Below are 22467 nucleotides of genomic sequence, written 5' to 3' on the forward strand. Positions count from 1 at the left end.
AAGACGCATAGAACGTGCAGTATACCTATCCACATAGTATTCTCAACTTTTGGATATTTATACCACCCTTTGCAATCCTGAATTAGACACGACGACGTTTTGGAGGACGGCAACCGTTATGTGGAATTGGAGTCACGTCTTTAATCAGGTTAACTTCCAAACCAGCAGCTTGAAGCGAACGAATCGCAGCTTCACGGCCTGCGCCTGGAACCTTTAACCATAACTTCAACCACTTTCATACCATGCTCCATTGCAGCTTTAGCAGCGGATTCCGCAGCCATTTGCGCGGCAAACGGAGTGCTTTTACGGGAACCTTTGAAGCCCAGGTTACCAGCACTTGCCCAGGAGATTGCATTACCGTGTGGGTCAGTGATAGTTACGATTGTATTGTTAAACGTGGAACGAATGTGTGCCACGCCAGTATCAATATTTTTCCGGTCACGACGTTTCGTACGGACAACTTTTTTAGGTTTAGCCATTTAATTGTTAACCTCCTTTACTATTTTTTCTTGTTAGCTACAGTACGACGATGGACCTTTACGCGTACGAGCGTTTGTTTTAGTACGTTGACCACGAACAGGCAATCCACGACGGTGACGAACACCACGGTAGCATCCGATCTCAATCAGACGTTTAATGTTCAGGGCGATTTCACGACGAAGGTCGCCTTCTACTTTAACTGTTTTATCAATAGCATCCCGAAGTTTGCTAACTTCGTCTTCCGTAAGATCGCGAACGCGAGTAGATGCGTCTACTCCTGTAGTAGCCAGAATCTTCTCAGAAGTGGTCTTGCCGATACCGAAAATGTACGTCAACGCGATTACAACGCGTTTGTCACGGGGTAAGTCTACACCAGCAATACGTGCCATTTATAGGAGCACCTCCTTATCCTTGTTTTTGTTTATGCTTAGGGTTTTCGCAAATTACCATTACGTTACCTTTGCGGCGAATGACTTTGCATTTTTCGCAAATAGGTTTGACCGATGGTCTTACTTTCATTTTGGTTACCTCCTGTGAGTTTTCGTTAGAAAACTTACTTCGTAAAAACAATCCCATTTATTTAAAACGATAGGTTATACGGCCCCTGGTCAAATCATACGGGGAAAGCTCCACCGTAACTTTATCTCCGGGCAAGATCCGGATAAAGTGCATTCTGATTTTTCCGGATACATGAGCAAGTATCTTATGACCGTTCTCCAGTTCCACTTTAAACATTGCATTCGGAAGAGGTTCAATCACTGTACCTTCAACTTCAATTACATCTTCTTTGGCCACAGTCATTCTCCTTTCTCTTGTGCTTCTGATTTCATACGGTCCACATATTTATTCAGTGCAAAACGTAACTTCCCGTTTGTCACACGGCCGCTTTCATTTAAGCTATCCACTACTTCACTACTAATCGCATCCAACAACTCGAGATGAATCAGATTCTTCTTCTTAGGCTGGTCGAACTTCCGTTTGTCGCCGTCCGCAATCCACACGAATCGTTGGTCTTCGACGCTAATAACGACGGCATACTTCCCGGAATCTCTCCCTCTAATAATCCTAACGAGTTGTCCGAGCTGAGGCATGTTTACCGAATTCAAACTATCACCTACGATCCAGATTTCGTGAGTATTTCATATCCGTCCGGTGTAATAGCGATGGTATGCTCAAAATGCGCGCACAGTGTGCCATCCACTGTAACAACCGTCCAATTGTCCTGCAGAGTTTTCACGTAACGTTCACCCACATTGACCATAGGCTCGATTGCTAATACCATTCCCGGCTTCAGGCGAGGACCGCGTCCTGCTGGGCCGTAATTCGGAATTTGAGGCTCTTCGTGAAGCTCAGTGCCTATTCCATGACCTACATATTCTCGAACAATTGAAAAACCTTCTTCTTCTACGCATCTTTGAATCGCATTGGAGATAGTGAACAGCCGCGCATCCGGTTTGGCTTCTGCGAGGCCCATGTATAAGGAGCGCTCGGTTACTTCCAAAAGCTTTTTGGCCGTATCCGATATCGTTCCTACACCGTAGGTCCAAGCCGAATCACCATGATATCCTTTATATTGCGCACCGATATCAAGACTGATGATGTCACCATCTTTTAGCTTACGAGCACTGGGTATGCCGTGTACCAATTCATCATTGACTGAAGCACAGATGCTGCCAGAAAAACCATTATAGCCTTTAAAAGATGGGATTGCGCCCTGACTGCGAATATAATTTTCTGCGATCTGATCCAGCTCTTTCGTTGTAATATCGGGCTGAATGGACTTTTGCAACAATCGATGGGTATCCGCAACTATGCGGCCGGCCTCTCTCATTAATTCCAATTCAGCAGCAGACTTACAAATGATCATTACGCTTGCCCTCGCAATAGTGAACTGATTTGTGCAGTAACCGTATTAATCTCTTGCTCACCGTTAACCTCACGCAAATTTCCCTTGTTACGGTAATACGTTAAAAGCGGTGCTGTTTTGTTCGTATATTCATCGAGACGAGTCCCTACTTTTTCTTCGTTGTCGTCTGATCTTTGATACAATTCACCGGAACATTTATCACACACATTTTCACGTGCTGGAGGGTTAAACAAGACATGATACGTAGCTCCACAACTCTTGCAGATTCTTCTTCCAGTCAATCGTGCCAAAAGCAGATCGCGATCTACTTTTAAATTAACTACATGGTCGATGCTTTTGTTCATGGATGCCATAATGTCATCCAAAGCTTCTGCCTGGGAGATCGTTCTCGGAAATCCATCAAGCAAAAAACCTGGGTCGCAATCCGGCTGCTGCAGTCTTTCCTTAACGATACCAATAGTGATCTCGTCAGGAACAAGCAGTCCTTGATCCACATATTTTTTTGCTTCCAATCCAAGCGCCGTTTCCTGCTTCATTGCCAGCCGGAACGCATCGCCTGTCGAAATATGCGGGATTTGAAACTCATTAACGATACTTTCCGCCTGCGTACCTTTGCCTGCACCAGGAGGTCCCATAAAGATCACGTTCATAATGACTTCCTCCCCCATTGCATCGAGTGATGCTAACAGCACAATAGGTGCCGATAGTTAATAAACAACTACCAGAACCTATTTGCTATTTATTAATGAAGCCTTTGTAGTGGCGTTTGATCAATTGGCTTTCAATTTGCTTCATGGTTTCAAGTCCAACCCCGATGACGATCAATAAAGAAGTACCACCGATTCTTACCGAGTTCGGTAAGTTCGCTAAACTTCCCAAGACCATAGGGAGGATGGAGATGATGGACAGGAAGATCGCACCCGACAAAGTAATACGAGTCATAACTCGAGTCAAGTACACGGAGGTTGTTTTACCAGGACGGATCCCAGGAATGTAGCCGCCGTTTTTCTTCATCTGATCCGCCATTTGCTCAGGGTTAATCTGAACAAAGGTGTAGAAGAAAGTGAACCCAATAATTAAAAGCACATACAAAACCATCCCGATTGGTTGAGTGTAGTTCAAGTTGGTAATAATCCAGTCCGCTATCGGATTACCTCTCCAGAAGCTGGCAAGCGTCGGAGGGAACACCAGAAGCGATAGTGCAAAGATAACTGGAATAACACCAGCAGCATTCACCTTTAACGGGATATGAGTAGACTGTCCGCCGTACATTTTCCGTCCAACTACGCGTTTAGCGTATTGAACCGGAATTTTACGAACACCTTGCTGAATAAAAATGACCCCTGCTATCAACGCGATTACGACGATAACAAGAATGACCACCTTTATGATATTCAAGAACAAAGCGTCGCCTGCTTGTGCAAACTGTGTTTTGTAGATCTGCGACATTCCAGTCGGAATGGCAGCTACGATCCCTGCGAAAATGATCATGGAAATCCCGTTTCCAATCCCATTCTCAGTGATTTGTTCCCCTAGCCACATCAGAAAAGCAGTTCCTGCCGTGAGCACAATTGCGATTAGAGCGTAGGTTGTAAAATTCGCATTTACAACCAGTCCCGTATAGATTCGGTTAAATCCGATCGCCAAACCAAACGCTTGAACTAACCCTAACACAATTGTACCATAACGAGTGATCTGCGCTAATTTCCGTCTGCCTACTTCGCCTTCTTTAGCCCATTGAGCAAACCTTGGTATAACATCCATCGATAACAGTTGAACTATAATCGAGGCTGTAATATAAGGCATAATCCCCATCGCGAAGATGGAGAATTGAAACAATGCACCGCCGGAGAACGTGTTCAGCAATCCAAATACATCATTGGAATTGGCCTGATCCTGAAGCTTCAAAATATCTGTGTTGATATTAGGTACCGGGATGAAAGCACCAATCCGGTAGACGAGAAGTACCAACAAGGTAAAAAGAATTCTTCTTCTCAGATCTTCCACCTTAAAAATATTGGATATGGTACGAAACATTAAATCACCTCGGTTTTACCGCCGGCAGCTTGAATTTTATCCACCGCAGATTGGGAAAACTTGTTAGCTTTTACGTTCAACTGAACCGTAATTTCGCCGTTACCCAAGATCTTGATGCCGTCTCTTGCATTTTTCACAATACCGGACTCAAGAAGCAGCTCTGGAGTCACTTCAGTACCCGCAGCGAACTTGTTAAGCTCAGTCAGGTTCACGATAGCAAATTCTTTGCGGAATTGGTTCGTGAAACCACGCTTAGGCAAGCGACGATAAAGAGGGTTTTGACCACCCTCAAAACCAGGGCGTACGCCACCGCCGGAACGAGAGTTTTGCCCTTTGTGACCGCGAGTCGAAGTTTTACCCATACCGCTACCGATACCACGGCCTACACGCTTGCGAGTAGAGCGCGAACCTGGAGCAGGAGTAAGTTCATGCAATTTCATCGTTTGCACCTCCTCTAGTACTATTTGTTAAGCAATTTAAGCTTCGATTTCTTTAACTTCAATCAGATGACTAACATGATTGACCATGCCGCGGATCGCAGCATTGTCGTTATGTGTAACCGTTTGGTGCAGCTTACGCAAGCCGAGAGAAGCGACTGTACGACGCTGTACTTCCGGACGACCGATCAGGCTACGTTTGAGGGTAATTTGCAATTGCTTAGCCATGGTATCCCTCCTAACCTAACAGTTCTTCAACGGTTTTGCCACGTAGTTTTGCAACTTCTTCAGCACGCTTCAGACGCTGCAAACCTTCCAATGTAGCATTAACCATGTTGATGGAGTTAGAAGAACCTAGGGATTTTGTCAAAATGTCGCCAACGCCTGCGAGTTCAAGAACCGCACGAACAGGGCCGCCGGCGATAACGCCAGTACCTTTGGATGCTGGTTTCAAGAGTACATTACCAGCTCCGAATTTGCCGATTACCAAGTGAGGAATCGTTGTGCCAACGATAGGTACATGAATCAGGTTTTTCTTAGCGTCTTCAATACCTTTGCGAATCGCATCAGGTACTTCACCAGCTTTACCGATTCCTGCGCCTACCCAGCCGTTACCGTCGCCTACAACGACAAGTGCGCTGAAGCTGAAACGACGTCCGCCTTTTACTACTTTAGCAACGCGATTAATGTTAACAACTTTTTCTGTTAACTCTAAAGTATTGGGATCAATACGCAAGTGACTTTACCTCCTTGTAGATAATTATTATTAGAATTCAAGACCTGCTTCACGAGCTGCATCAGCCAATGCTTGCACACGTCCGTGATACAAGTATCCGCCGCGGTCAAAAACTACTTTTACAACGCCGTTCTGTTTAGCGCGCTCTGCAATCAAAGTTCCAACTTTAGCAGCCGCTTCTGCGTTTCCGCCGTTACCGATGCTTTCTTTCAACTCTTTATCTTGAGTGGAAGCTGCAGCGATCGTTACTCCTTTAACATCGTCGATCAATTGAGCGTACATATGCTTGGAGGAACGGAAGATATTCAAGCGTGGACGTTCAGCCGTACCTTGAATTTTTTTACGAACACGAAGGTGTCTTTTCAGACGTGCTTTATTTTTATCGCCTTTAGTAATCATTCTAGGGTCACTCCTTTCGACTTGGATGAGAAATTATCGCTTTACGCGATCTTATTTCTTCTTACCGGCTTTACCTTCTTTGCGAAGAATGCGCTCGCCTTCGTATTTAATACCTTTACCTTTATACGGCTCTGGTTCACGAACGGAACGTACTTTTGCAGCAGTTGCGCCGACCAACTCTTTATCGATACCTCTAACGATAATCTTAGTGTTCGAAGGTACTTCGAATTCAATGCCGTTCTCTGGTTCGATTTCAACTGGGTGGGAGTAACCAACGTTCAAAACCAGCTTGTTGCCAGTTTTGTTTGCACGGTACCCTACACCAACCAAATCAAGGGATTTTACGAAACCTTCCGTTACGCCACTAACCATGTTGGCAACAACACTTCTTGTCGTACCGTGAAGGGATCTGTGTAGCTTATTATCAGAAGGACGCTCTACAGAAATTTCGTTTTCTGCAACAACAACCTTCATGTCTCTGTGTAATTCGCGGCTCAAAGTACCTTTTGGACCATTAACTGTAATTAAAGTGTTGTCCAGAGTAACATTTACACCGCTAGGAATTGTAATTGGCTTACGACCAATACGGGACATGGTTTGCACCTCCGTTCAATTGAATTGTGTATATTACCAAACGTAGCAGACAACTTCGCCGCCAGCTTTGGATTGACGAGCTTCCTTATCGGTCATAACGCCTTGGGAAGTAGAGATAATAGCTATTCCCAAACCGCCAAGTACGCGTGGAACCTCTTGGCTTTTCGTGTAAACACGAAGACCTGGTTTGCTGATTCTTTTCAGACCGGAAATAACGCGCTCGTTATTAGGACCGTATTTCAAGAAAAGACGGATAATCCCTTGCTTGTTATCTTCGATATATTCAGCATCACGGATAAAGCCTTCCTTTTTCAAGATCTCAGCGATTTCTCTTTTGACCTTGGAAGCCGGAATTTCAACCGTCTCATGACGCACAACGTTTGCATTACGAATGCGTGTAAGCATATCTGCAATTGGATCTGACATCACCATATTTGTGAACCTCCTTCCCGAAACTAGGGTAATTACCAGCTTGCTTTCTTAACGCCAGGAATCTGGCCTTTGTATGCTAATTCGCGGAAACAAATTCTGCAAATTTTAAATTTCCGTAGAACGGAATGTGGACGACCGCAACGCTCGCAGCGTGTATACGCCTGTACCTTGAATTTAGGAGGGCGCTGCTGCTTAACTTTCATCGAAGTTTTTGCCACTTACTTTTACACCTCCGTTTTGACCGTCGCGATTATTTCGTGAACGGCATTCCCAATTGGGTTAATAACTCACGGGACTCTTCGTCAGTATTAGCAGTCGTAACAATAACGATATCCATACCGCGAACTTTGTCCACTTTATCGTACTCGATCTCAGGGAAGATCAGTTGTTCTTTCAGACCCAGCGTGTAGTTACCGCGGCCGTCAAAAGCCTTGGAAGAAACACCACGGAAGTCACGTACCCGAGGAAGTGCCACATTGAACAATTTGTCCAGGAAGTGATACATACGCTCGCCGCGAAGTGTTACTTTTACACCGATCGGCATATTTTCACGCAGTTTGAAACCTGCGATAGATTTTTTTGCTTTAGTTACTACTGGTTTTTGACCAGCGATCAGCTGAAGATCTTGAACAGCAACGTCCAATACTTTAGAGTTGGAAACCGCCTCACCAACACCCATGTTGATAACGACTTTTTCAATCTTAGGCACTTGCATTACTGTAGAATAGCTGAACTTTTGCATCAACGAAGGTGTTACTTCGTTCAAGAAACGATCTTTTAATCTTGCTGCCATGTTTCATGTACCTCCTTTCCTAACTTATACGATTAGTCGATGACTTCACCGGATTTTTTAGCAACACGTACTTTTTTACCGTTGTCCAATACTTTGTAACCTACGCGAGTAGGCTGGCCGCTCTTTGGATCAATCAGCATAACGTTCGAAACGTGAATTGGCGCCTCTTGCGAGATGATACCGCCTTGTGGATTCGCTTGAGAAGGCTTAGTGTGCTTCTTAACCAGATTCACACCTTCAACCAGCACGCGATTTTCACGAGGATAAGCTGCGATTACACGACCTTTTTTACCTTTGTCTTTACCAGTAATCACGAACACGTTATCGTCTTTTTTCACGTTCAATTTATTGTTGTAAGACTCCAATTTCTTGGGTTGTTTTGGCATTGAGTTTTCCACCTCCTGAGGACATCCGTAGGAATGTCTAGCTTGCTACGATAGAAAGCACTAAGAACTAAGTTTACTATAGAACCGCTCGAACTTTCAAAAGAAAGTTTCTGCCGGATTAGATAACTTCAGGTGCAAGAGACACAATTTTCATGAAGTCTCTTTCGCGAAGTTCACGAGCCACTGGTCCAAAGATACGAGTACCGCGTGGGCTCTTATCGTCTTTAACGATAACTGCAGCATTTTCATCAAAGCTGATGTAAGAACCGTCTTTACGACGAGCGCCACGTTTTGTACGAACGATAACCGCCTTAACTACATCACCCTTTTTGACAACGCCACCTGGTGTTGCTTCTTTCACGGAGCAGATGATCAAATCACCGATATGACCTACGCGGCGACCTGTGCCACCTAATACGCGGATACACATAAGCTGTTTTGCACCAGAGTTATCAGCCACTTTTAAACGAGATAGAGGTTGAATCATTGTCTAAACCCTCCTTCCGAGATTGATGCACATTGCATATCTTAAACGATAACCGCTTTTTCTACGACTTCAACCAGTCTCCAGCGTTTGTCTTTGGAGATCGGACGAGTTTCCATGACTCTTACAACATCACCGATTTGCGCTTCGTTGTTCTCATCATGTGCTTTGAATTTCTTCGTATATTTGATTCTCTTGTGGTAAAGGTCATGCTTCTTATAAGTCTCAACAGCAACAACGATGGTTTTATCCATTTTGTTGCTCACGACTTTACCAACTTGAGTTTTACGTTCGTTACGTTCACTCATTTGAGATCCTCCTCTCTCGTTCATTAACTAATGATACCCAGTTCTCTTTCACGCAAAACAGTCTTTGCACGAGCAATCTCTTTGCGGATTTCTCGAATCTGAACTGGGTTATCCAGTTGACCGGTAGCCAGTTGAAAACGGAGGTTAAAGAGCTGCTCTTTAAATCCGGCAACCTTTTGTTCAATTTCAGCAGTGGTTAAGTTGCGAAATTCACTAGCTTTCATTTGCTTCACCACCTACATCTTCTCTTTTAACAAACTTCGTTTTGATCGGCAGTTTGTGAGAAGCAAGACGCATCGCTTCACGTGCGATCTCTTCACTTACGCCAGCCAATTCGAACATGATTTTACCTGGTTTTACTACAGCAACCCATTTCTCAACGTTACCTTTACCGCTACCCATCCGAACTTCAAGAGGTTTTTGAGTAATTGGTTTCGCTGGGAAAATTTTAATCCAAACTTTACCGCCCCGTTTGATGTAACGAGTCATCGCGATACGAGCGGCTTCGATTTGACGGTTGGTAACCCATGCCGGTTCCATTGCCTGCAAACCATATTCGCCGAAACTTACTTCCGTACCGCCTTTAGCACGACCGCGCATTTTGCCGCGATGTTCTTTGCGGTGCTTTACACGTTTAGGAACTAACATGATTAGTTGCCTCCTTCCGTTACAGCCTTTTTCTTAGCCGTTGGAAGAACTTCGCCACGATAGATCCATACTTTTACGCCGATACGACCGTAAGTGGTATGAGCTTCTGCTGTACCGTAGTCGATGTCTGCACGCAATGTATGAAGAGGAACAGTACCTTCGCTGTATCCTTCTGTTCTGGCGATTTCCGCTCCGCCCAAACGACCGCTAACCGATGTTTTGATACCTTTTGCGCCGGATCTCATCGATCTTTGGATAGCTTGTTTCAATGCACGACGGAACGATACGCGACGCTCCAATTGTTGTGCAATGCTTTCTGCAACCAAGATAGCGTCAAGATCAGCTTGCTTGATTTCAGAAATGTTGATGTGAATCTTTTTACCGTTGGACAGCTTGGAGATGTAGTTACGGATAACTTCAACTTCAGAACCGCCTTTACCGATAACCATACCAGGCTTCGCCGTATGAATAGTAACATTTACACGGTTAGCAGCACGCTCGATATCAATATGAGAAACAGCCGAATCTTTCAGCTTATTTTTCAAGTACTCGCGAATTTTTACGTCTTCCAATAGCAAATCGCCGAAATCTTTACCAGCGTACCATTTGGATTCCCAATCGCGGATAATACCAATTCTAAGTCCTACCGGGTTTACTTTCTGACCCACACGTTATCCCTCCTTATTTTTCAGATACCACAATCGTAATGTGGCTGGTACGCTTATTAATACGGCTCGCACGTCCCATAGCACGTGGACGGAATCTTTTCATTGTCGGGCCCTGGTTAACGAAAGTTTGGGAAATTACCAAACTGTTAGGGTCCATGGAGTAGTTATGCTCAGCGTTAGCAATCGCAGAGTTCAAAACTTTCTCAACAATCGGAGATGCAGCTTTCGGCGTGTGACGCAGAATCGCAATCGCCTCTCCTACTTGCTTGCCGCGGATCAAATCGATCACCAATTGCACCTTACGAGGAGCAATACGAACGAATCTTGCAATGGATTTTGCTTGTTGCATGGATGTACCTCCTCTCATTCACAACTTCATTCAAAGCTCACGCTCTTAGCGCTTGCCTGTTTTCCTGTCATCACCGTGACCTTTGTAAGTACGTGTTGGTGCAAACTCACCAAGTTTGTGTCCAACCATATCCTCAGTCACATAAACCGGCACGTGCTTTCTACCATCATACACCGCAAAAGTGAAACCGATGAATTGCGGGAAAATCGTGGAGCGACGAGACCAAGTTTTGATTACTTGCTTTTTCGTAGTATCACCTTGTTCAGCGACTTTCTTCAAAAGATAGCCGTCAACGAAAGGACAGCTTTTTTCAAACTGCGACCCATGTTCCGTTCCTCCCTTCTTCAAACACTCGCTTAAATCGATTACTTCGTACGACGACGAACGATATATTTATCAGAAGCTTTGCCTTTTTTACGAGTTTTATAACCAAGAGTCGGTTTGCCCCAAGGAGACAGAGGAGATTTACGACCGATAGGAGCACGGCCTTCACCACCACCGTGTGGGTGATCGTTAGGGTTCATTACAACCCCGCGGACTTCAGGTCTTTGACCCAACCAACGGGAACGTCCAGCTTTACCGATCTTAACCAATTCGTAGTCTTCGTTACCTACAGAACCGATTGTAGCTCGGCAAACTTTCAGCACTTTTCTTACCTCACCGGAGGAAAGACGAATGGTTACATACTGTTCTTCTTTACCAAGCAATTGAGCTTCCGTACCGGCAGCGCGGACCAACTGGCCACCTTTACCTGGTTTCAACTCAATATTATGGATTACCGTACCTACAGGAATGTTCTCAAGCGGCAAAGCATTACCGATCTTGATGTCCGATCCAGGTCCGGAAACGATTTGATCGTTTACCTTCAAGCCTTTTGGAGCGATGATATAACGTTTTTCACCATCTACATAGTGAATCAAAGCAATGTTAGCGGAACGGTTAGGATCGTATTCGATTGTAGCAACGCGTCCTGGTATTCCATCTTTGTTCCGTTTGAAGTCGATAATCCGGTATTTACGCTTGTGGCCACCGCCTTGGTGACGAACCGTAATTTTACCTTGGTTATTACGGCCTGCTTTTTTGCTTAGAGGAGCCAACAAAGACTTCTCCGGTGTAGATGTTGTGATTTCTTCAAAAGTAGAAACCGACATAGCGCGTCGAGCAGGCGACGTTGGTTTATATTTTTTAATTGGCACTTGGATTCCCTCCTTACCTTAAAAAGTGAATTACACAGTTTCGAAGAATTCGAGTTCTTTGCTGTCTGCGCTCAAGGAAACAATCGCTTTTTTCCACTCAGATGTGTAACCGGAGTAACGACCGTAACGCTTAGGCTTAGCAGGCATTCTCAGTGTATTAACATTCGTTACTTTCACTTTGAAAATAGACTCGATCGCCTGTTTAATTTCCGTTTTGTTCGCACGAAGTTCTACTTCGAAGACATATTTCTTCTCGGCCATCATCTCACTCGTACGTTCAGTGATCACAGGGCGCTTAATAATGTCGCGAGGGTTCTTCATTACGCAAACACCTCCTCTACCTTCTGTACCGCATCCTTAGTGATGATCAGCTTGTCGTAAACCATAACATCCAAAACGTTAATTCCTTCAGCCACCACAAACTTGATGCCAGGAATGTTACGTGCGGACAATGCTACGTTTTCTTCGTAACCAGCTGTCACTACCAAAGCTTTACGGTCAACTTTCAAGTTGCCCAGGATTGCAGCAAATTCTTTCGTTTTCGGTTGAGCCAATTGCAATTGATCCAACACGATAATCTCGTTAGCAACCACCTTGGAAGATAACGCAGATTTGATCGCCAAACGACGAACTTTTTTAGGAAGCTTATAGGAATAGCTGCGTGGAGTCGGACCGAAAACAACGCCGCCACCCTTCCATTGAGGTGCACGAATACTACCTTGACGAGCACGTCCTGTACCTTTTTGTTTCCAAGGCTTGCGTCCGCCGCCGCGAACTTCAGAACGACCTTTTACTTTGTGCGTACCCAGACGAAGGGATGCACGCTGCATCAATACAGCTTCATTCAAAACGTGAGCATGCGGTTCGATACCGAATACGGAATCCGACAGCTCAACTTCCCCAACTTGGGAACCACTTACGTTGTACAATGCTACTTTAGGCATCTGTAAATCCTCCTTTCTTGCTTAACTTAGTTCTTAACTGTAGATTTCAAGCTAACGAAGCTGTTTTTAGGACCTGGAATGGACCCTTTAACCAAAAGAACATTACGCTCTACATCCACTTTAATAACTTCAAGATTTTGCAGAGTAACCGTTTCGCTACCCATATGTCCTGGCAGGTTTTTACCTTTAGGTACGCGGTTCGCTTGGATGGAACCCATGGAACCTGGACCGCGGTGGTAACGGGAACCGTGAGCCATTGGACCAGTAGACTGGTTATGTCTTTTGATAACACCTTGGAAACCTTTACCTTTGGAAGTACCCGTTACGTCAACGAACTCGCCTTCTGCAAAAACGTCAGCCTTGATTTCTTGGCCAACTTCAAATTCAGAAGTACCGCGAATTTCTTTTACGTAGCGCTTAGGCGTTGCACCTGCTTTTTTGGCATGGCCCAACTCAGGTTTGTTTGCATTTTTTTCTTTCTTATCTTCAAAACCGATTTGGATAGCCTCGTAACCGTCGTTTTCAACATCCTTCTTTTGAAGAACTGTGCAAGGACCCGCTTGAATCACCGTTACTGGAATAACCAAACCTTCTGGAGTAAACACTTGGGTCATACCAAGTTTTTTCCCTAAGATACCTTTAGTCATCGTTGACACCTCTTTTCTTTTCATACATTGTATTTATCCACAAGTGGATTACAGTTTAATTTCAATGTCCACACCGGACGGCAGATCCAAACGCATCAATGCATCAACCGTTTGCGGCGTAGGATTCACGATATCGATCAAACGCTTATGCGTACGCATTTCGAATTGTTCGCGAGAATCTTTGTATTTGTGAACCGCACGAAGAATCGTAATGATTTGCTTCTCAGTCGGAAGCGGAATCGGACCGGATACACCTGCACCGGAGCGTTTCGCAGTTTCAACAATTTTCTCGGCGGATTGATCCAGAACTCTGTGATCATAAGCCTTCAAACGAATACGAATTTTTTGCTTTGCCATAGTATTCCCTCCTTCTATCGCCCAATTTATTATCGGACATACTCTGTGAAAATCTCCTGACGCCGTCCCTATGGCAAAGGGGCCGGGTGTGTCAGCAACCTCTCACATCATCGCAACGTCACAGACCAACGTTTAATATTATATAAAATGCAGAAAGAAAAAGCAAGCGAAATTTATACTTTCGCCTAAAAAAATAAATCCCCTCATCTAATAGCAGATGAGGGGATTTTATCGGAACGAGATTACTTGCTGATAGTAGCAACCGCACCCGCGCCAACAGTACGTCCGCCTTCACGAATCGCGAAGCGAGTACCTTCTTCGATAGCGATTGGGGAGATCAGTTCAACTGTAACTGTGATGTTATCACCAGGCATTACCATCTCAGTGCCTTCTGGCAGGTTGATGATACCTGTAACGTCAGTTGTACGGAAGTAGAACTGTGGACGGTAACCAGTGAAGAAAGGCTTGTGACGGCCACCCTCTTCTTTAGTCAAAACGTAGATTTGAGCAGAGAAGTTAGTGTGAGGCTTAACGGAACCAACTTTCGCCAAAACTTGACCACGCTCGATGTCTTTACGGTCTACACCGCGAAGCAATGCGCCGATGTTGTCGCCCGCTTGAGCGGAATCCAACAATTTACGGAACATCTCAACGCCTGTTACTACGCATTTACGAGTTTCTTCTTGCAGACCAACGATTTCAACCTCGTCTTGTACTTTAACAGTACCACGCTCTACACGGCCTGTAGCAACAGTACCACGACCAGTGATGGAGAATACGTCCTCGACAGGCATCAAGAAAGGCTTGTCAGTGTCGCGTTCTGGAGTTGGGATGTAAGTATCGATTTGTTCGAACAACTCAACGATTTTGTCAGCCCAAGCGCCATCAGGGTTTTGAAGAGCTTCACGAGCTGCACCGCGGATGATTGGAGTATCATCGCCTGGGAACTCATATTCGTTAAGAAGGTCGCGAACTTCCATTTCAACCAGCTCAAGAAGTTCTTCGTCTTCAACCATATCACATTTGTTCAAGAATACTACGATGTAAGGAACGCCTACTTGACGGGACAACAGGATGTGCTCGCGAGTTTGCGGCATTGGGCCGTCAGCTGCGGATACAACCAGGATAGCGCCGTCCATTTGAGCAGCACCAGTGATCATGTTTTTAACATAGTCAGCATGGCCTGGGCAGTCTACGTGAGCGTAGTGACGGTTAGGAGTTTCATATTCAACGTGAGCTGTGGAGATTGTGATACCGCGCTCGCGCTCTTCTGGAGCTTTGTCGATTTGGTCGAATGCTACAGCAGCACCACCGTATCTTTTGGACAATACAGTTGTGATAGCAGCAGTCAAAGTAGTTTTACCATGGTCAACGTGACCGATAGTACCAATGTTAACATGGGGTTTATTGCGTTCAAATTTCGCTTTTGCCATGATTAGATTGCCTCCTTAGGATAATAATTTATATTAAGCGCCTTTATGTTTTGCAATAATTTCTTCAGCAATTGATTTAGGCACTTCTTCATAATGAGAAATTTCCATCGAGTAAACGCCGCGACCTTGAGTACGGGAACGCAATGTTGTCGAGTAGCCGAACATTTCGGACAAAGGCACCTTTGCACGAATAATTTGAGCGCCGAAACGAGCGTCCATACCTTCGATACGACCACGACGAGAGTTAAGGTCACCCATAACATCGCCCATGTACTCTTCTGGAACCGTTACTTCTACCTTCATGATTGGCTCAAGAAGTACAGGGCTACATTTGTCAACCGCTGCCTTCAATGCCATCGATCCGGCAATTTTAAACGCCATTTCGTTCGAGTCAACGTCATGGTAAGATCCATCAAGAACTACTGCTTTGATGTCTACCAGCGGGAAGCCAGCGATTACACCGTTCTTCATAGATTCTTCAATACCAGCTTGGATAGGTGCGATGTATTCTCTTGGAATCGAACCACCGACAACCTTACTTTCAAACTGGAATCCAGTACCAGGCTCAAGTGGCGAGAACTCAACCCAACAATGACCGTATTGACCACGACCACCGGATTGACGAACGAACTTACCTTCAACCTTGGCTGTTTGACGGAACGTTTCGCGATAAGCAACTTGAGGCTTACCAACGTTGGTTTCCACTTTGAACTCACGAAGCATACGGTCAACGAGAATTTCAAGGTGAAGCTCACCCATACCCGCGATGATCGTTTGCCCAGTTTCTTCATCTGTGTGTGCACGGAACGTAGGATCCTCTTCAGACAATTTGGACAATGCAATACCCATTTTGTCTTGGTCGGCCTTTGTTTTCGGCTCAACAGCAAGTTGAATAACCGGCTCAGGGAAGTTCATGGATTCCAAAATAACAGGGTTTTTCTCATCACAAAGAGTATCACCTGTTGTTGTATCTTTCAGACCAACGGCAGCCGCGATATCACCAGCATATACAATGCTGATTTCTTGACGACTGTTCGCATGCATTTGAAGAATACGTCCAACACGCTCACGTTTACCTTTTGTTGCGTTATTAACGTAAGATCCGGAGTTAAGTACACCAGAGTATACACGGAAGAACGTCAATTTACCAACGAAAGGATCCGTCATGATTTTGAATGCAAGTGCAGAGAACGGTTGATCGTCCGCAGACTTACGAGTTACTTCCGTACCATCTTCCAGAGTACCTTTGATGTCAGGTACATCTACTGGAGAAGGAAGGTAGTTAATAACTGCATCCAACATCAGTTGTACGCCTTTGTTTCTATAAGAAGAGCCGCAAATTACCGGGAAGATCTTAACTTGGCACACGCCAAGACGAAGTGTTCTTTTGATTTCCTCGTTAGTAAGTTCTTCACCTTCAAGGTATTTCATCATCAGTTCTTCGTCAAGCTCTGCAACCTTCTCAACAAGCTCAAGTCTCAATTCTTCAACTTTCGCTTTGTACTCTTCCGGAATTTCCGTTTCAACGATATCTTTACCCAGGTCATCCTTATACATATGTGCACGACGTTCGATCAAGTCAATGATCCCGATGAAGTCATTTTCAGCACCGATCGGCAATTGAATAGCTACCGCATTTGCGCCAAGTTTCACACGCATTTGCTCGATAACACCCAAGAAATCAGCACCGATAATGTCCATTTTGTTTACATATGCAATACGAGGAACTGAGTAACGATCGGCCTGTCTCCAAACCGTTTCAGATTGTGGTTCAACGCCTTCTTTGGCACTGAACACACCAACCGCTCCATCTAATACGCGGAGGGAACGTTCAACTTCTACAGTGAAGTCAACGTGTCCCGGGGTATCAATAATATTGATGCGGTTACCCTTCCAGTGAGTCGTTGTTGCAGCGGAGGTAATCGTGATTCCCCGCTCTTGTTCTTGCTCCATCCAGTCCATTGTTGCAGCACCTTCGTGCACTTCACCAATTTTATGGGTGATGCCTGTGTAGAACAAGATCCGCTCAGTAGTAGTGGTTTTACCCGCATCAATATGCGCCATAATACCGATATTACGCGTATCATTCAAGGAGTACTCTCTAGCCATGAGGATGTCTCCTTCCATTTAATCAGCGTATTTAAAATTCTACCAACGATAATGCGCGAACGCTTTGTTGGCTTCAGCCATTTTGTGAGTATCTTCACGTTTCTTAACGGAAGCACCTGTGTTGTTGCTGGCATCAATAATTTCTTGAGCCAATCTTTCTTCCATCGTTTTCTCACCACGAAGACGAGAATAGTTTACCAACCAACGAAGACCCAAAGTCGTACGACGATCTGGTCTTACTTCGATAGGCACTTGGTAGTTCGCACCACCCACACGACGAGCTTTAACTTCAAGCACAGGCATGATGTTCTTGATGGCTGCTTCAAACACTTCCATCGGTTCTTTACCTGTACGTTCTTGAATCATGTTAAAGGCGTTATAAAGAATGGTCTGAGCGACACCTCTTTTGCCATCAAGCATAATGCGATTGATTAAACGAGTAACCAGCTTGCTATTATAAATAGGATCTGGCAATACGTCTCTGCGAGTAACTGGACCTTTACGAGGCATAGTTATCCCCCTTTCTCAAAAAGTTCATTCTATTTTTAAATAAATTACTTTTTCGCTGCTTTAGGACGCTTCGTACCGTATTTGGAACGAGCTTGCATCCGATTGTTTACACCGGAAGTATCCAATGCGCCGCGAACGATATGGTAACGTACCCCTGGAAGGTCTTTTACCCGTCCGCCGCGAATCAATACAACACTGTGCTCTTGCAAGTTGTGTCCGATACCTGGAATGTACGCAGTTACCTCAACACGGTTAGTCAAACGCACACGCGCATATTTACGAAGTGCGGAGTTCGGCTTCTTCGGTGTCATAGTACCTACACGAGTACAAACACCACGTTTTTGAGGCGCACTCAGTTCAGTAGCTTCTCTTTTCAGAGCATTGAACCCTCTTTGAAGAGCAGGTGATTTGGATTTCTCAACTTTTGCTTGACGTCCTTTACGAACGAGTTGGTTAATTGTTGGCATGTCGCCACCTCCTTCCGAATATTGTTGTTTCTTTCAAGCCCACAGATCCAGGCGAATCGCAAATGAACAAAGGAAAAGTTTTTGCCGACATCACATTGCTGTTTTGAAGACAAAAACATGTTTTACATCATTCATTCACTACAGCCGCCATAGCGGCTCCAACTTCAATACCACACGCTTTACCTAACAACTTCATGGAATCAACGTATGTTACTTTAACCCCCATTTTCTTACAGAGGTTAACCATCTTTATCGTTATTCGCGGATCTGCATCATTAGCAACAAAAACTTCGCTAGCTTTACCTAACTCTACCATCTTCGTCGCTTGCTTTGTGCCGATACTTACGTTCGTTGCCTGTTTCACTTTTTCATAAGACATCTGAAACATCCTCCAAAGCGCAGGAGACTATTGATAAATGGCACACTTTGATATATTAGCATCACCTATGCGGCATTGTCAAGAATATTACTTGCCTTCAAAAAGAATTTCATTTCCAACTCTATTGAAGACAAGTAATTCCTGACGAATACTGCAGATGAGTTACTATTACTCTACCGTTACGGTCTCTAATTCTGAAAATTGCTCATCATCGGCTTCCAGCTCATTCGGATTCGTGATCCGGATGTTGCGGTATCTAGGCATACCTGTACCCGCAGGAATCAGCTTACCGATAATAACATTCTCTTTAAGACCAAGCAACTGGTCAACTTTACCTTTGATCGCTGCATCGGTCAATACTCTTGTCGTCTCTTGGAAAGATGCGGCCGACAAGAACGAATCCGTCTCAAGTGAGGCTTTGGTAATACCCAGCAATACCGGTCTCGCCACAGCGGGCTCCAGGTTAGCGTATAGGGCTACTTTGTTGGCTTCCTCGTACTCATGCATATCCACGAAAGAGCCTGGCAGCAATGTAGTGTCACCAGCGTCTACGATGCGGATTTTACGAAGCATTTGGCGAACCATAACCTCAATATGCTTATCGTTGATTTCTACCCCTTGGTTCCGGTAAACGCGTTGTACTTCCTGCAGAATGTAGTTCTGTACCCCGCGGATCCCTTTGATACGAAGCATTTCCTTCGGATCGATGGAACCTTCCGTCAGCTCATCACCGGCTTCAACCTGCTGATTCAGAGATACACGGATACGGGAGCCATACGGCACCGCATATACTTTGGATTCCGCTTCACCAAGCACTTCGATCTCGCGGCGGTCTTTGGCTTCACGGATTTCTTTAACAACACCGTCGATCTCCGAAATGATCGCTTGACCTTTCGGATTCCGCGCCTCGAACAACTCCTGAATACGCGGCAAACCTTGCGTAATATCGTCTCCGGCAACACCACCGGTATGGAACGTACGCATCGTCAGCTGCGTTCCCGGTTCACCGATAGATTGCGCTGCGATAATACCGACAGCTTCTCCGATTTCAACAAATTGTCCTGTCGCCAAGTTACGGCCGTAACATTTCTTACAAACGCCGTGTCTCGAGCGGCAGCTGAGTACGGAGCGGATTTGCAGCTTTTCAATGCCTGCAGCGATGATGCGGTCGGCAATGCCGGCCTCGATCAGCTCGTTGCGTCCGACAATGATTTCGCCCGTTTCCGGATGACGGATCGTTTCGAAAGCATACCTGCCTTCGATACGGTCGTACAGATCCTCGATAACCTCTTTACCGTCCTGAATTTTGCTTACGGTAAAGCCTTTGTCCGTACCGCAATCTTCATCGCGTACAATAACGTCCTGCGCAACGTCAACCAGACGACGAGTCAAGTAACCGGAGTCGGCTGTACGAAGCGCCGTATCCGCCAAACCTTTCCGCGCGCCGTGCGTGGAGATAAAGTACTCCAGTACCGTCAGACCTTCACGGAAGTTTGATTTGATAGGCAACTCGATAATTTTACCGGACGGGTTGGCCATCAGACCCCGCATCCCGCCAAGCTGAGCGATCTGCGATTTGTTACCCCGTGCTTTGGATTCCACCATCATATTGATGGAATTGTATTTATCCAGCGATTTCATAAGGATATCGGTCAGTTCGTCCTTAGCCTTACTCCAGATCGCGATAATACGGTCATACCGTTCGTCATCGGTAATTAAACCGCGGCGGTATTGATTCGTTACTACGGCAACTTTATCATCGGATTCCTTCAGGATGGCTTCTTTCTCGGAAGGTACGGTTACGTCCGCAACGGCGATCGTAATCCCCGCTTTCGTCGAATAAGTAAAGCCCAATTCCTTGATCCGGTCCAAAATGACGGAAGTTAACGTCGTATGATATTTACGGAAGCATTCGGCGATAATAGAGCCTAAATACTCTTTACCTACCGCTTTACATTCCGGAAGTTCTTCCATAATGGCACGGATGTTCGCGCCTTTATCAAATACGAAATAGTTATCGGACGGGCCGTTCAACAGATTCGTCTTCGTCGGTTCGTTGATGAACGGGAAGTCGGCCGGATAGATTTCGTTAAAGATGACTTTACCTACTGTCGTAATCAGCATCGCTTCCTGCTGCTCGGGCGTAAAGCTGGTTTTGCTCAAAGCCTTAGCCGGGATAGCGATACGGGAATGCAGCGAAGCATCTCCGCGCTGGTACAGCGAAACCGCTTCGTGAACCGTACGAACAATCGTATAGGAACCCTTCGCTTGCTTGTTGTCCATGGTCAGATAGAAGCTTCCCAAGACCATATCCTGCGAAGGCGTAACAACCGGCTTGCCGTCTTTCGGGTTCAAAATGTTGCCCGCTGCAAGCATCAGTACGCGAGCTTCCGCTTGCGCCTCTGAAGACAACGGAACGTGAACGGCCATTTGGTCACCGTCAAAGTCGGCGTTGTAAGCCGTACATACGAGCGGGTGAAGCTTGATAGCGCGTCCTTCAACCAGAATCGGTTCAAATGCTTGAATCCCCAGTCTGTGAAGCGTAGGGGCACGGTTCAGCAGAACCGGGTGCTCTTTGATTACTTCTTCAAGAACGTCCCATACTTCAGGACTTACCCGCTCTACTTTGCGTTTCGCGCTCTTAATGTTATGGGCAAGACCTTTGTTAACAAGCTCTTTCATTACGAAAGGCTTGAACAGCTCAAGCGCCATTTCCTTAGGAAGACCGCATTGGTACATCTTCAGGTTAGGACCTACGACGATAACGGAACGACCGGAGTAGTCAACCCGTTTACCAAGCAGGTTCTGACGGAAACGTCCTTGCTTCCCTTTAAGCATATGGCTCAAAGATTTCAGCGGACGGTTGCCCGGACCCGTAACCGGACGGCCGCGGCGACCGTTGTCGATCAACGCGTCAACCGCTTCCTGCAGCATCCGTTTCTCATTCTGAACAATGATATCCGGCGCCCCAAGATCAAGCAGTCTTTTCAGACGGTTGTTCCGGTTAATTACCCGGCGGTACAAATCGTTCAAGTCGGAGGTGGCAAAACGGCCGCCATCCAATTGAACCATCGGACGAAGCTCTGGAGGGATGACAGGAAGTACATCCAGCACCATCCACTCCGGCATATTTTTCGAGTTACGGAAAGCTTCCATGACTTCAAGACGCTTAATCGCACGATTCCGGCGCTGGCCTTGTGCTGTTTTAAGCTCTTCTTTCAGTGTGTCTACTTCCTTCTCGATGTCGATATCTTGAAGAAGCTTTTTGACAGCCTCCGCACCCATACCTGCTTGGAACGCATAACCGTATTTCTCACGGTAGCTGCGGTATTCTTTCTCGGAAAGCAGCTGTTTTTTCTCCAGCGGTGTATCTCCTGGATCCGTTACAACATAAGATGCAAAATAGATAATCTCTTCGAGCGAGCGAGGAGACATATCCAACGCCAAGCCCATGCGGCTCGGAATCCCTTTAAAGTACCAAATGTGGGATACCGGCGCCGCCAGCTCGATGTGGCCCATCCGTTCGCGACGGACTTTTTGCCGTGTAACTTCTACGCCGCAGCGGTCACAAACAACGCCTTTATAACGGACGCGCTTGTATTTTCCGCAGTGACATTCCCAGTCCTTCGTACGAACCGAAGATTTTTTCGCAGAACAAGCCTTCTTTTTCAGGCTTCAAAGTTCTATAGTTAATCGTTTCCGGTTTTTTGACTTCCCCCCGGGACCAAGAACGGATCTTTTCAGGAGAGGCCAAGCCAATTTTCATGAATTCGAAGTTGTTAACGTCCATCAAGGAGCAACCCTCCT

31 protein-coding genes and 4 pseudogenes are annotated in these 22467 nt (G+C 45.6%); all 35 read right to left on the reverse strand.

Annotation, left to right across the window (positions count from 1 at the left end; genetic code table 11):
* Positions 1-82: 82 nt before the first annotated feature.
* Positions 83-479: pseudogene (gene rpsK, locus ACHHV8_RS30680) on the reverse strand (30S ribosomal protein S11).
* A 20-nt stretch (positions 480-499) separates the two neighbouring features.
* Positions 500-869: pseudogene (gene rpsM / locus ACHHV8_RS30685) on the reverse strand (30S ribosomal protein S13).
* A gap of 16 nt (positions 870-885) precedes the next feature.
* Entirely contained in the window at positions 886-999 is a 114-nt protein-coding gene (rpmJ, locus tag ACHHV8_RS30690; RefSeq protein WP_003333770.1) for a 50S ribosomal protein L36, read from the reverse strand.
* 57 nt (positions 1000-1056) lie between these two features.
* Complete coding sequence (infA, locus tag ACHHV8_RS30695) at positions 1057-1275, reverse strand: translation initiation factor IF-1 (RefSeq protein WP_009676800.1); 219 nt, start codon at positions 1273-1275, stop codon at positions 1057-1059.
* A gap of 2 nt (positions 1276-1277) precedes the next feature.
* Positions 1278-1571: a KOW motif-containing protein gene (locus ACHHV8_RS30700; RefSeq protein WP_395163668.1), complete on the reverse strand. Its 294-nt coding sequence runs from the start codon at positions 1569-1571 to the stop codon at positions 1278-1280.
* Positions 1572-1594: 23 nt separating this feature from the next.
* Complete coding sequence (gene map / locus ACHHV8_RS30705; RefSeq protein ID WP_395163031.1) at positions 1595-2347, reverse strand: type I methionyl aminopeptidase; 753 nt, start codon at positions 2345-2347, stop codon at positions 1595-1597.
* Positions 2347-2997, reverse strand: coding sequence for an adenylate kinase (locus tag ACHHV8_RS30710; protein WP_395163032.1), 651 nt, complete (start codon positions 2995-2997; stop codon positions 2347-2349). The genes map and ACHHV8_RS30710 overlap by 1 nt, the downstream gene beginning before the upstream one ends.
* Positions 2998-3082: 85 nt before the next feature.
* The gene (secY, locus tag ACHHV8_RS30715) at positions 3083-4384 is read right to left on the reverse strand and encodes a preprotein translocase subunit SecY (RefSeq protein ID WP_395163033.1); all 1302 of its coding nucleotides are present in this window, start codon (positions 4382-4384) and stop codon (positions 3083-3085) included.
* Positions 4384-4824 (reverse strand): 50S ribosomal protein L15, encoded by a 441-nt coding sequence (gene rplO / locus ACHHV8_RS30720; RefSeq protein ID WP_395163034.1) that lies wholly within the window; start codon positions 4822-4824, stop codon positions 4384-4386. Before rplO ends, secY begins: the two co-directional genes overlap by 1 nt.
* 36 nt (positions 4825-4860) lie before the next feature.
* The gene (gene rpmD / locus ACHHV8_RS30725) at positions 4861-5049 is read right to left on the reverse strand and encodes a 50S ribosomal protein L30 (protein ID WP_094018035.1); all 189 of its coding nucleotides are present in this window, start codon (positions 5047-5049) and stop codon (positions 4861-4863) included.
* A 10-nt stretch (positions 5050-5059) separates the two neighbouring features.
* Positions 5060-5557 carry a 30S ribosomal protein S5 gene (gene rpsE, locus ACHHV8_RS30730; protein WP_094018036.1) on the reverse strand — a complete coding sequence of 166 codons (498 nt, stop codon included), beginning with the start codon at positions 5555-5557 and terminating at the stop codon, positions 5060-5062.
* 30 nt (positions 5558-5587) lie between these two features.
* Positions 5588-5956, reverse strand: coding sequence for a 50S ribosomal protein L18 (gene rplR, locus ACHHV8_RS30735; RefSeq protein WP_395163035.1), 369 nt, complete (start codon positions 5954-5956; stop codon positions 5588-5590).
* Positions 5957-6007: 51 nt separating this feature from the next.
* Positions 6008-6550 (reverse strand): 50S ribosomal protein L6, encoded by a 543-nt coding sequence (rplF, locus tag ACHHV8_RS30740; protein WP_395163036.1) that lies wholly within the window; start codon positions 6548-6550, stop codon positions 6008-6010.
* A 33-nt stretch (positions 6551-6583) separates the two neighbouring features.
* Positions 6584-6982, reverse strand: a complete 399-nt coding sequence (gene rpsH, locus ACHHV8_RS30745) for a 30S ribosomal protein S8 (protein WP_395163037.1) — start codon at positions 6980-6982, stop codon at positions 6584-6586.
* 32 nt (positions 6983-7014) lie between these two features.
* Entirely contained in the window at positions 7015-7200 is a 186-nt protein-coding gene (locus tag ACHHV8_RS30750; RefSeq protein ID WP_026326663.1) for a type Z 30S ribosomal protein S14, read from the reverse strand.
* Between the two features lie 32 nt (positions 7201-7232).
* Complete coding sequence (rplE, locus tag ACHHV8_RS30755; RefSeq protein WP_094018040.1) at positions 7233-7775, reverse strand: 50S ribosomal protein L5; 543 nt, start codon at positions 7773-7775, stop codon at positions 7233-7235.
* Positions 7776-7807: 32 nt separating this feature from the next.
* Positions 7808-8161 carry a 50S ribosomal protein L24 gene (gene rplX / locus ACHHV8_RS30760; protein ID WP_395163038.1) on the reverse strand — a complete coding sequence of 118 codons (354 nt, stop codon included), beginning with the start codon at positions 8159-8161 and terminating at the stop codon, positions 7808-7810.
* A gap of 118 nt (positions 8162-8279) precedes the next feature.
* On the reverse strand, positions 8280-8648 hold the full coding sequence (gene rplN / locus ACHHV8_RS30765) for a 50S ribosomal protein L14 (RefSeq protein WP_395163039.1): 369 nt from the start codon (positions 8646-8648) through the stop codon (positions 8280-8282).
* Between the two features lie 41 nt (positions 8649-8689).
* A complete protein-coding gene (rpsQ, locus tag ACHHV8_RS30770) occupies positions 8690-8953 on the reverse strand; it encodes a 30S ribosomal protein S17 (RefSeq protein ID WP_395163040.1) in 264 nt (87 codons plus the stop codon).
* Between the two features lie 23 nt (positions 8954-8976).
* Positions 8977-9177 carry a 50S ribosomal protein L29 gene (rpmC, locus tag ACHHV8_RS30775; RefSeq protein WP_094018044.1) on the reverse strand — a complete coding sequence of 67 codons (201 nt, stop codon included), beginning with the start codon at positions 9175-9177 and terminating at the stop codon, positions 8977-8979.
* Positions 9167-9601: a 50S ribosomal protein L16 gene (rplP, locus tag ACHHV8_RS30780; protein WP_395163041.1), complete on the reverse strand. Its 435-nt coding sequence runs from the start codon at positions 9599-9601 to the stop codon at positions 9167-9169. The genes rpmC and rplP overlap by 11 nt, the downstream gene beginning before the upstream one ends.
* 2 nt (positions 9602-9603) lie before the next feature.
* Positions 9604-10269 carry a 30S ribosomal protein S3 gene (gene rpsC, locus ACHHV8_RS30785; RefSeq protein ID WP_395163042.1) on the reverse strand — a complete coding sequence of 222 codons (666 nt, stop codon included), beginning with the start codon at positions 10267-10269 and terminating at the stop codon, positions 9604-9606.
* A gap of 13 nt (positions 10270-10282) precedes the next feature.
* Positions 10283-10618: a 50S ribosomal protein L22 gene (rplV, locus tag ACHHV8_RS30790; RefSeq protein WP_395163043.1), complete on the reverse strand. Its 336-nt coding sequence runs from the start codon at positions 10616-10618 to the stop codon at positions 10283-10285.
* A gap of 45 nt (positions 10619-10663) precedes the next feature.
* Positions 10664-10944, reverse strand: a pseudogene (gene rpsS / locus ACHHV8_RS30795) (30S ribosomal protein S19).
* 39 nt (positions 10945-10983) lie between these two features.
* Complete coding sequence (gene rplB, locus ACHHV8_RS30800) at positions 10984-11814, reverse strand: 50S ribosomal protein L2 (protein WP_395163044.1); 831 nt, start codon at positions 11812-11814, stop codon at positions 10984-10986.
* 30 nt (positions 11815-11844) lie between these two features.
* Positions 11845-12135, reverse strand: coding sequence for a 50S ribosomal protein L23 (gene rplW / locus ACHHV8_RS30805; protein WP_395163045.1), 291 nt, complete (start codon positions 12133-12135; stop codon positions 11845-11847).
* On the reverse strand, positions 12135-12758 hold the full coding sequence (rplD, locus tag ACHHV8_RS30810; protein WP_395163046.1) for a 50S ribosomal protein L4: 624 nt from the start codon (positions 12756-12758) through the stop codon (positions 12135-12137). The genes rplW and rplD overlap by 1 nt, the downstream gene beginning before the upstream one ends.
* 26 nt (positions 12759-12784) lie before the next feature.
* Positions 12785-13405, reverse strand: a complete 621-nt coding sequence (gene rplC, locus ACHHV8_RS30815) for a 50S ribosomal protein L3 (protein ID WP_395163047.1) — start codon at positions 13403-13405, stop codon at positions 12785-12787.
* Between the two features lie 48 nt (positions 13406-13453).
* Positions 13454-13762 carry a 30S ribosomal protein S10 gene (gene rpsJ, locus ACHHV8_RS30820; protein WP_006212922.1) on the reverse strand — a complete coding sequence of 103 codons (309 nt, stop codon included), beginning with the start codon at positions 13760-13762 and terminating at the stop codon, positions 13454-13456.
* Between the two features lie 242 nt (positions 13763-14004).
* Positions 14005-15195, reverse strand: a complete 1191-nt coding sequence (tuf, locus tag ACHHV8_RS30825; RefSeq protein WP_395163048.1) for an elongation factor Tu — start codon at positions 15193-15195, stop codon at positions 14005-14007.
* Positions 15196-15228: 33 nt separating this feature from the next.
* Entirely contained in the window at positions 15229-17304 is a 2076-nt protein-coding gene (gene fusA / locus ACHHV8_RS30830; RefSeq protein WP_395163049.1) for an elongation factor G, read from the reverse strand.
* Between the two features lie 39 nt (positions 17305-17343).
* Positions 17344-17814: a 30S ribosomal protein S7 gene (gene rpsG, locus ACHHV8_RS30835; protein WP_028552019.1), complete on the reverse strand. Its 471-nt coding sequence runs from the start codon at positions 17812-17814 to the stop codon at positions 17344-17346.
* Positions 17815-17858: 44 nt separating this feature from the next.
* Complete coding sequence (rpsL, locus tag ACHHV8_RS30840) at positions 17859-18281, reverse strand: 30S ribosomal protein S12 (protein WP_395163050.1); 423 nt, start codon at positions 18279-18281, stop codon at positions 17859-17861.
* 127 nt (positions 18282-18408) lie between these two features.
* A complete protein-coding gene (locus ACHHV8_RS30845; RefSeq protein WP_395163051.1) occupies positions 18409-18660 on the reverse strand; it encodes a ribosomal L7Ae/L30e/S12e/Gadd45 family protein in 252 nt (83 codons plus the stop codon).
* A 168-nt stretch (positions 18661-18828) separates the two neighbouring features.
* A pseudogene (rpoC, locus tag ACHHV8_RS30850) lies at positions 18829-22453 on the reverse strand (DNA-directed RNA polymerase subunit beta').
* Positions 22454-22467: the final 14 nt, after the last annotated feature.

The sequence above is a fragment of the Paenibacillus sp. TAB_01 genome, assembly GCF_043945595.1.
GTDB lineage: Bacteria > Bacillota > Bacilli > Paenibacillales > NBRC-103111 > Paenibacillus_S.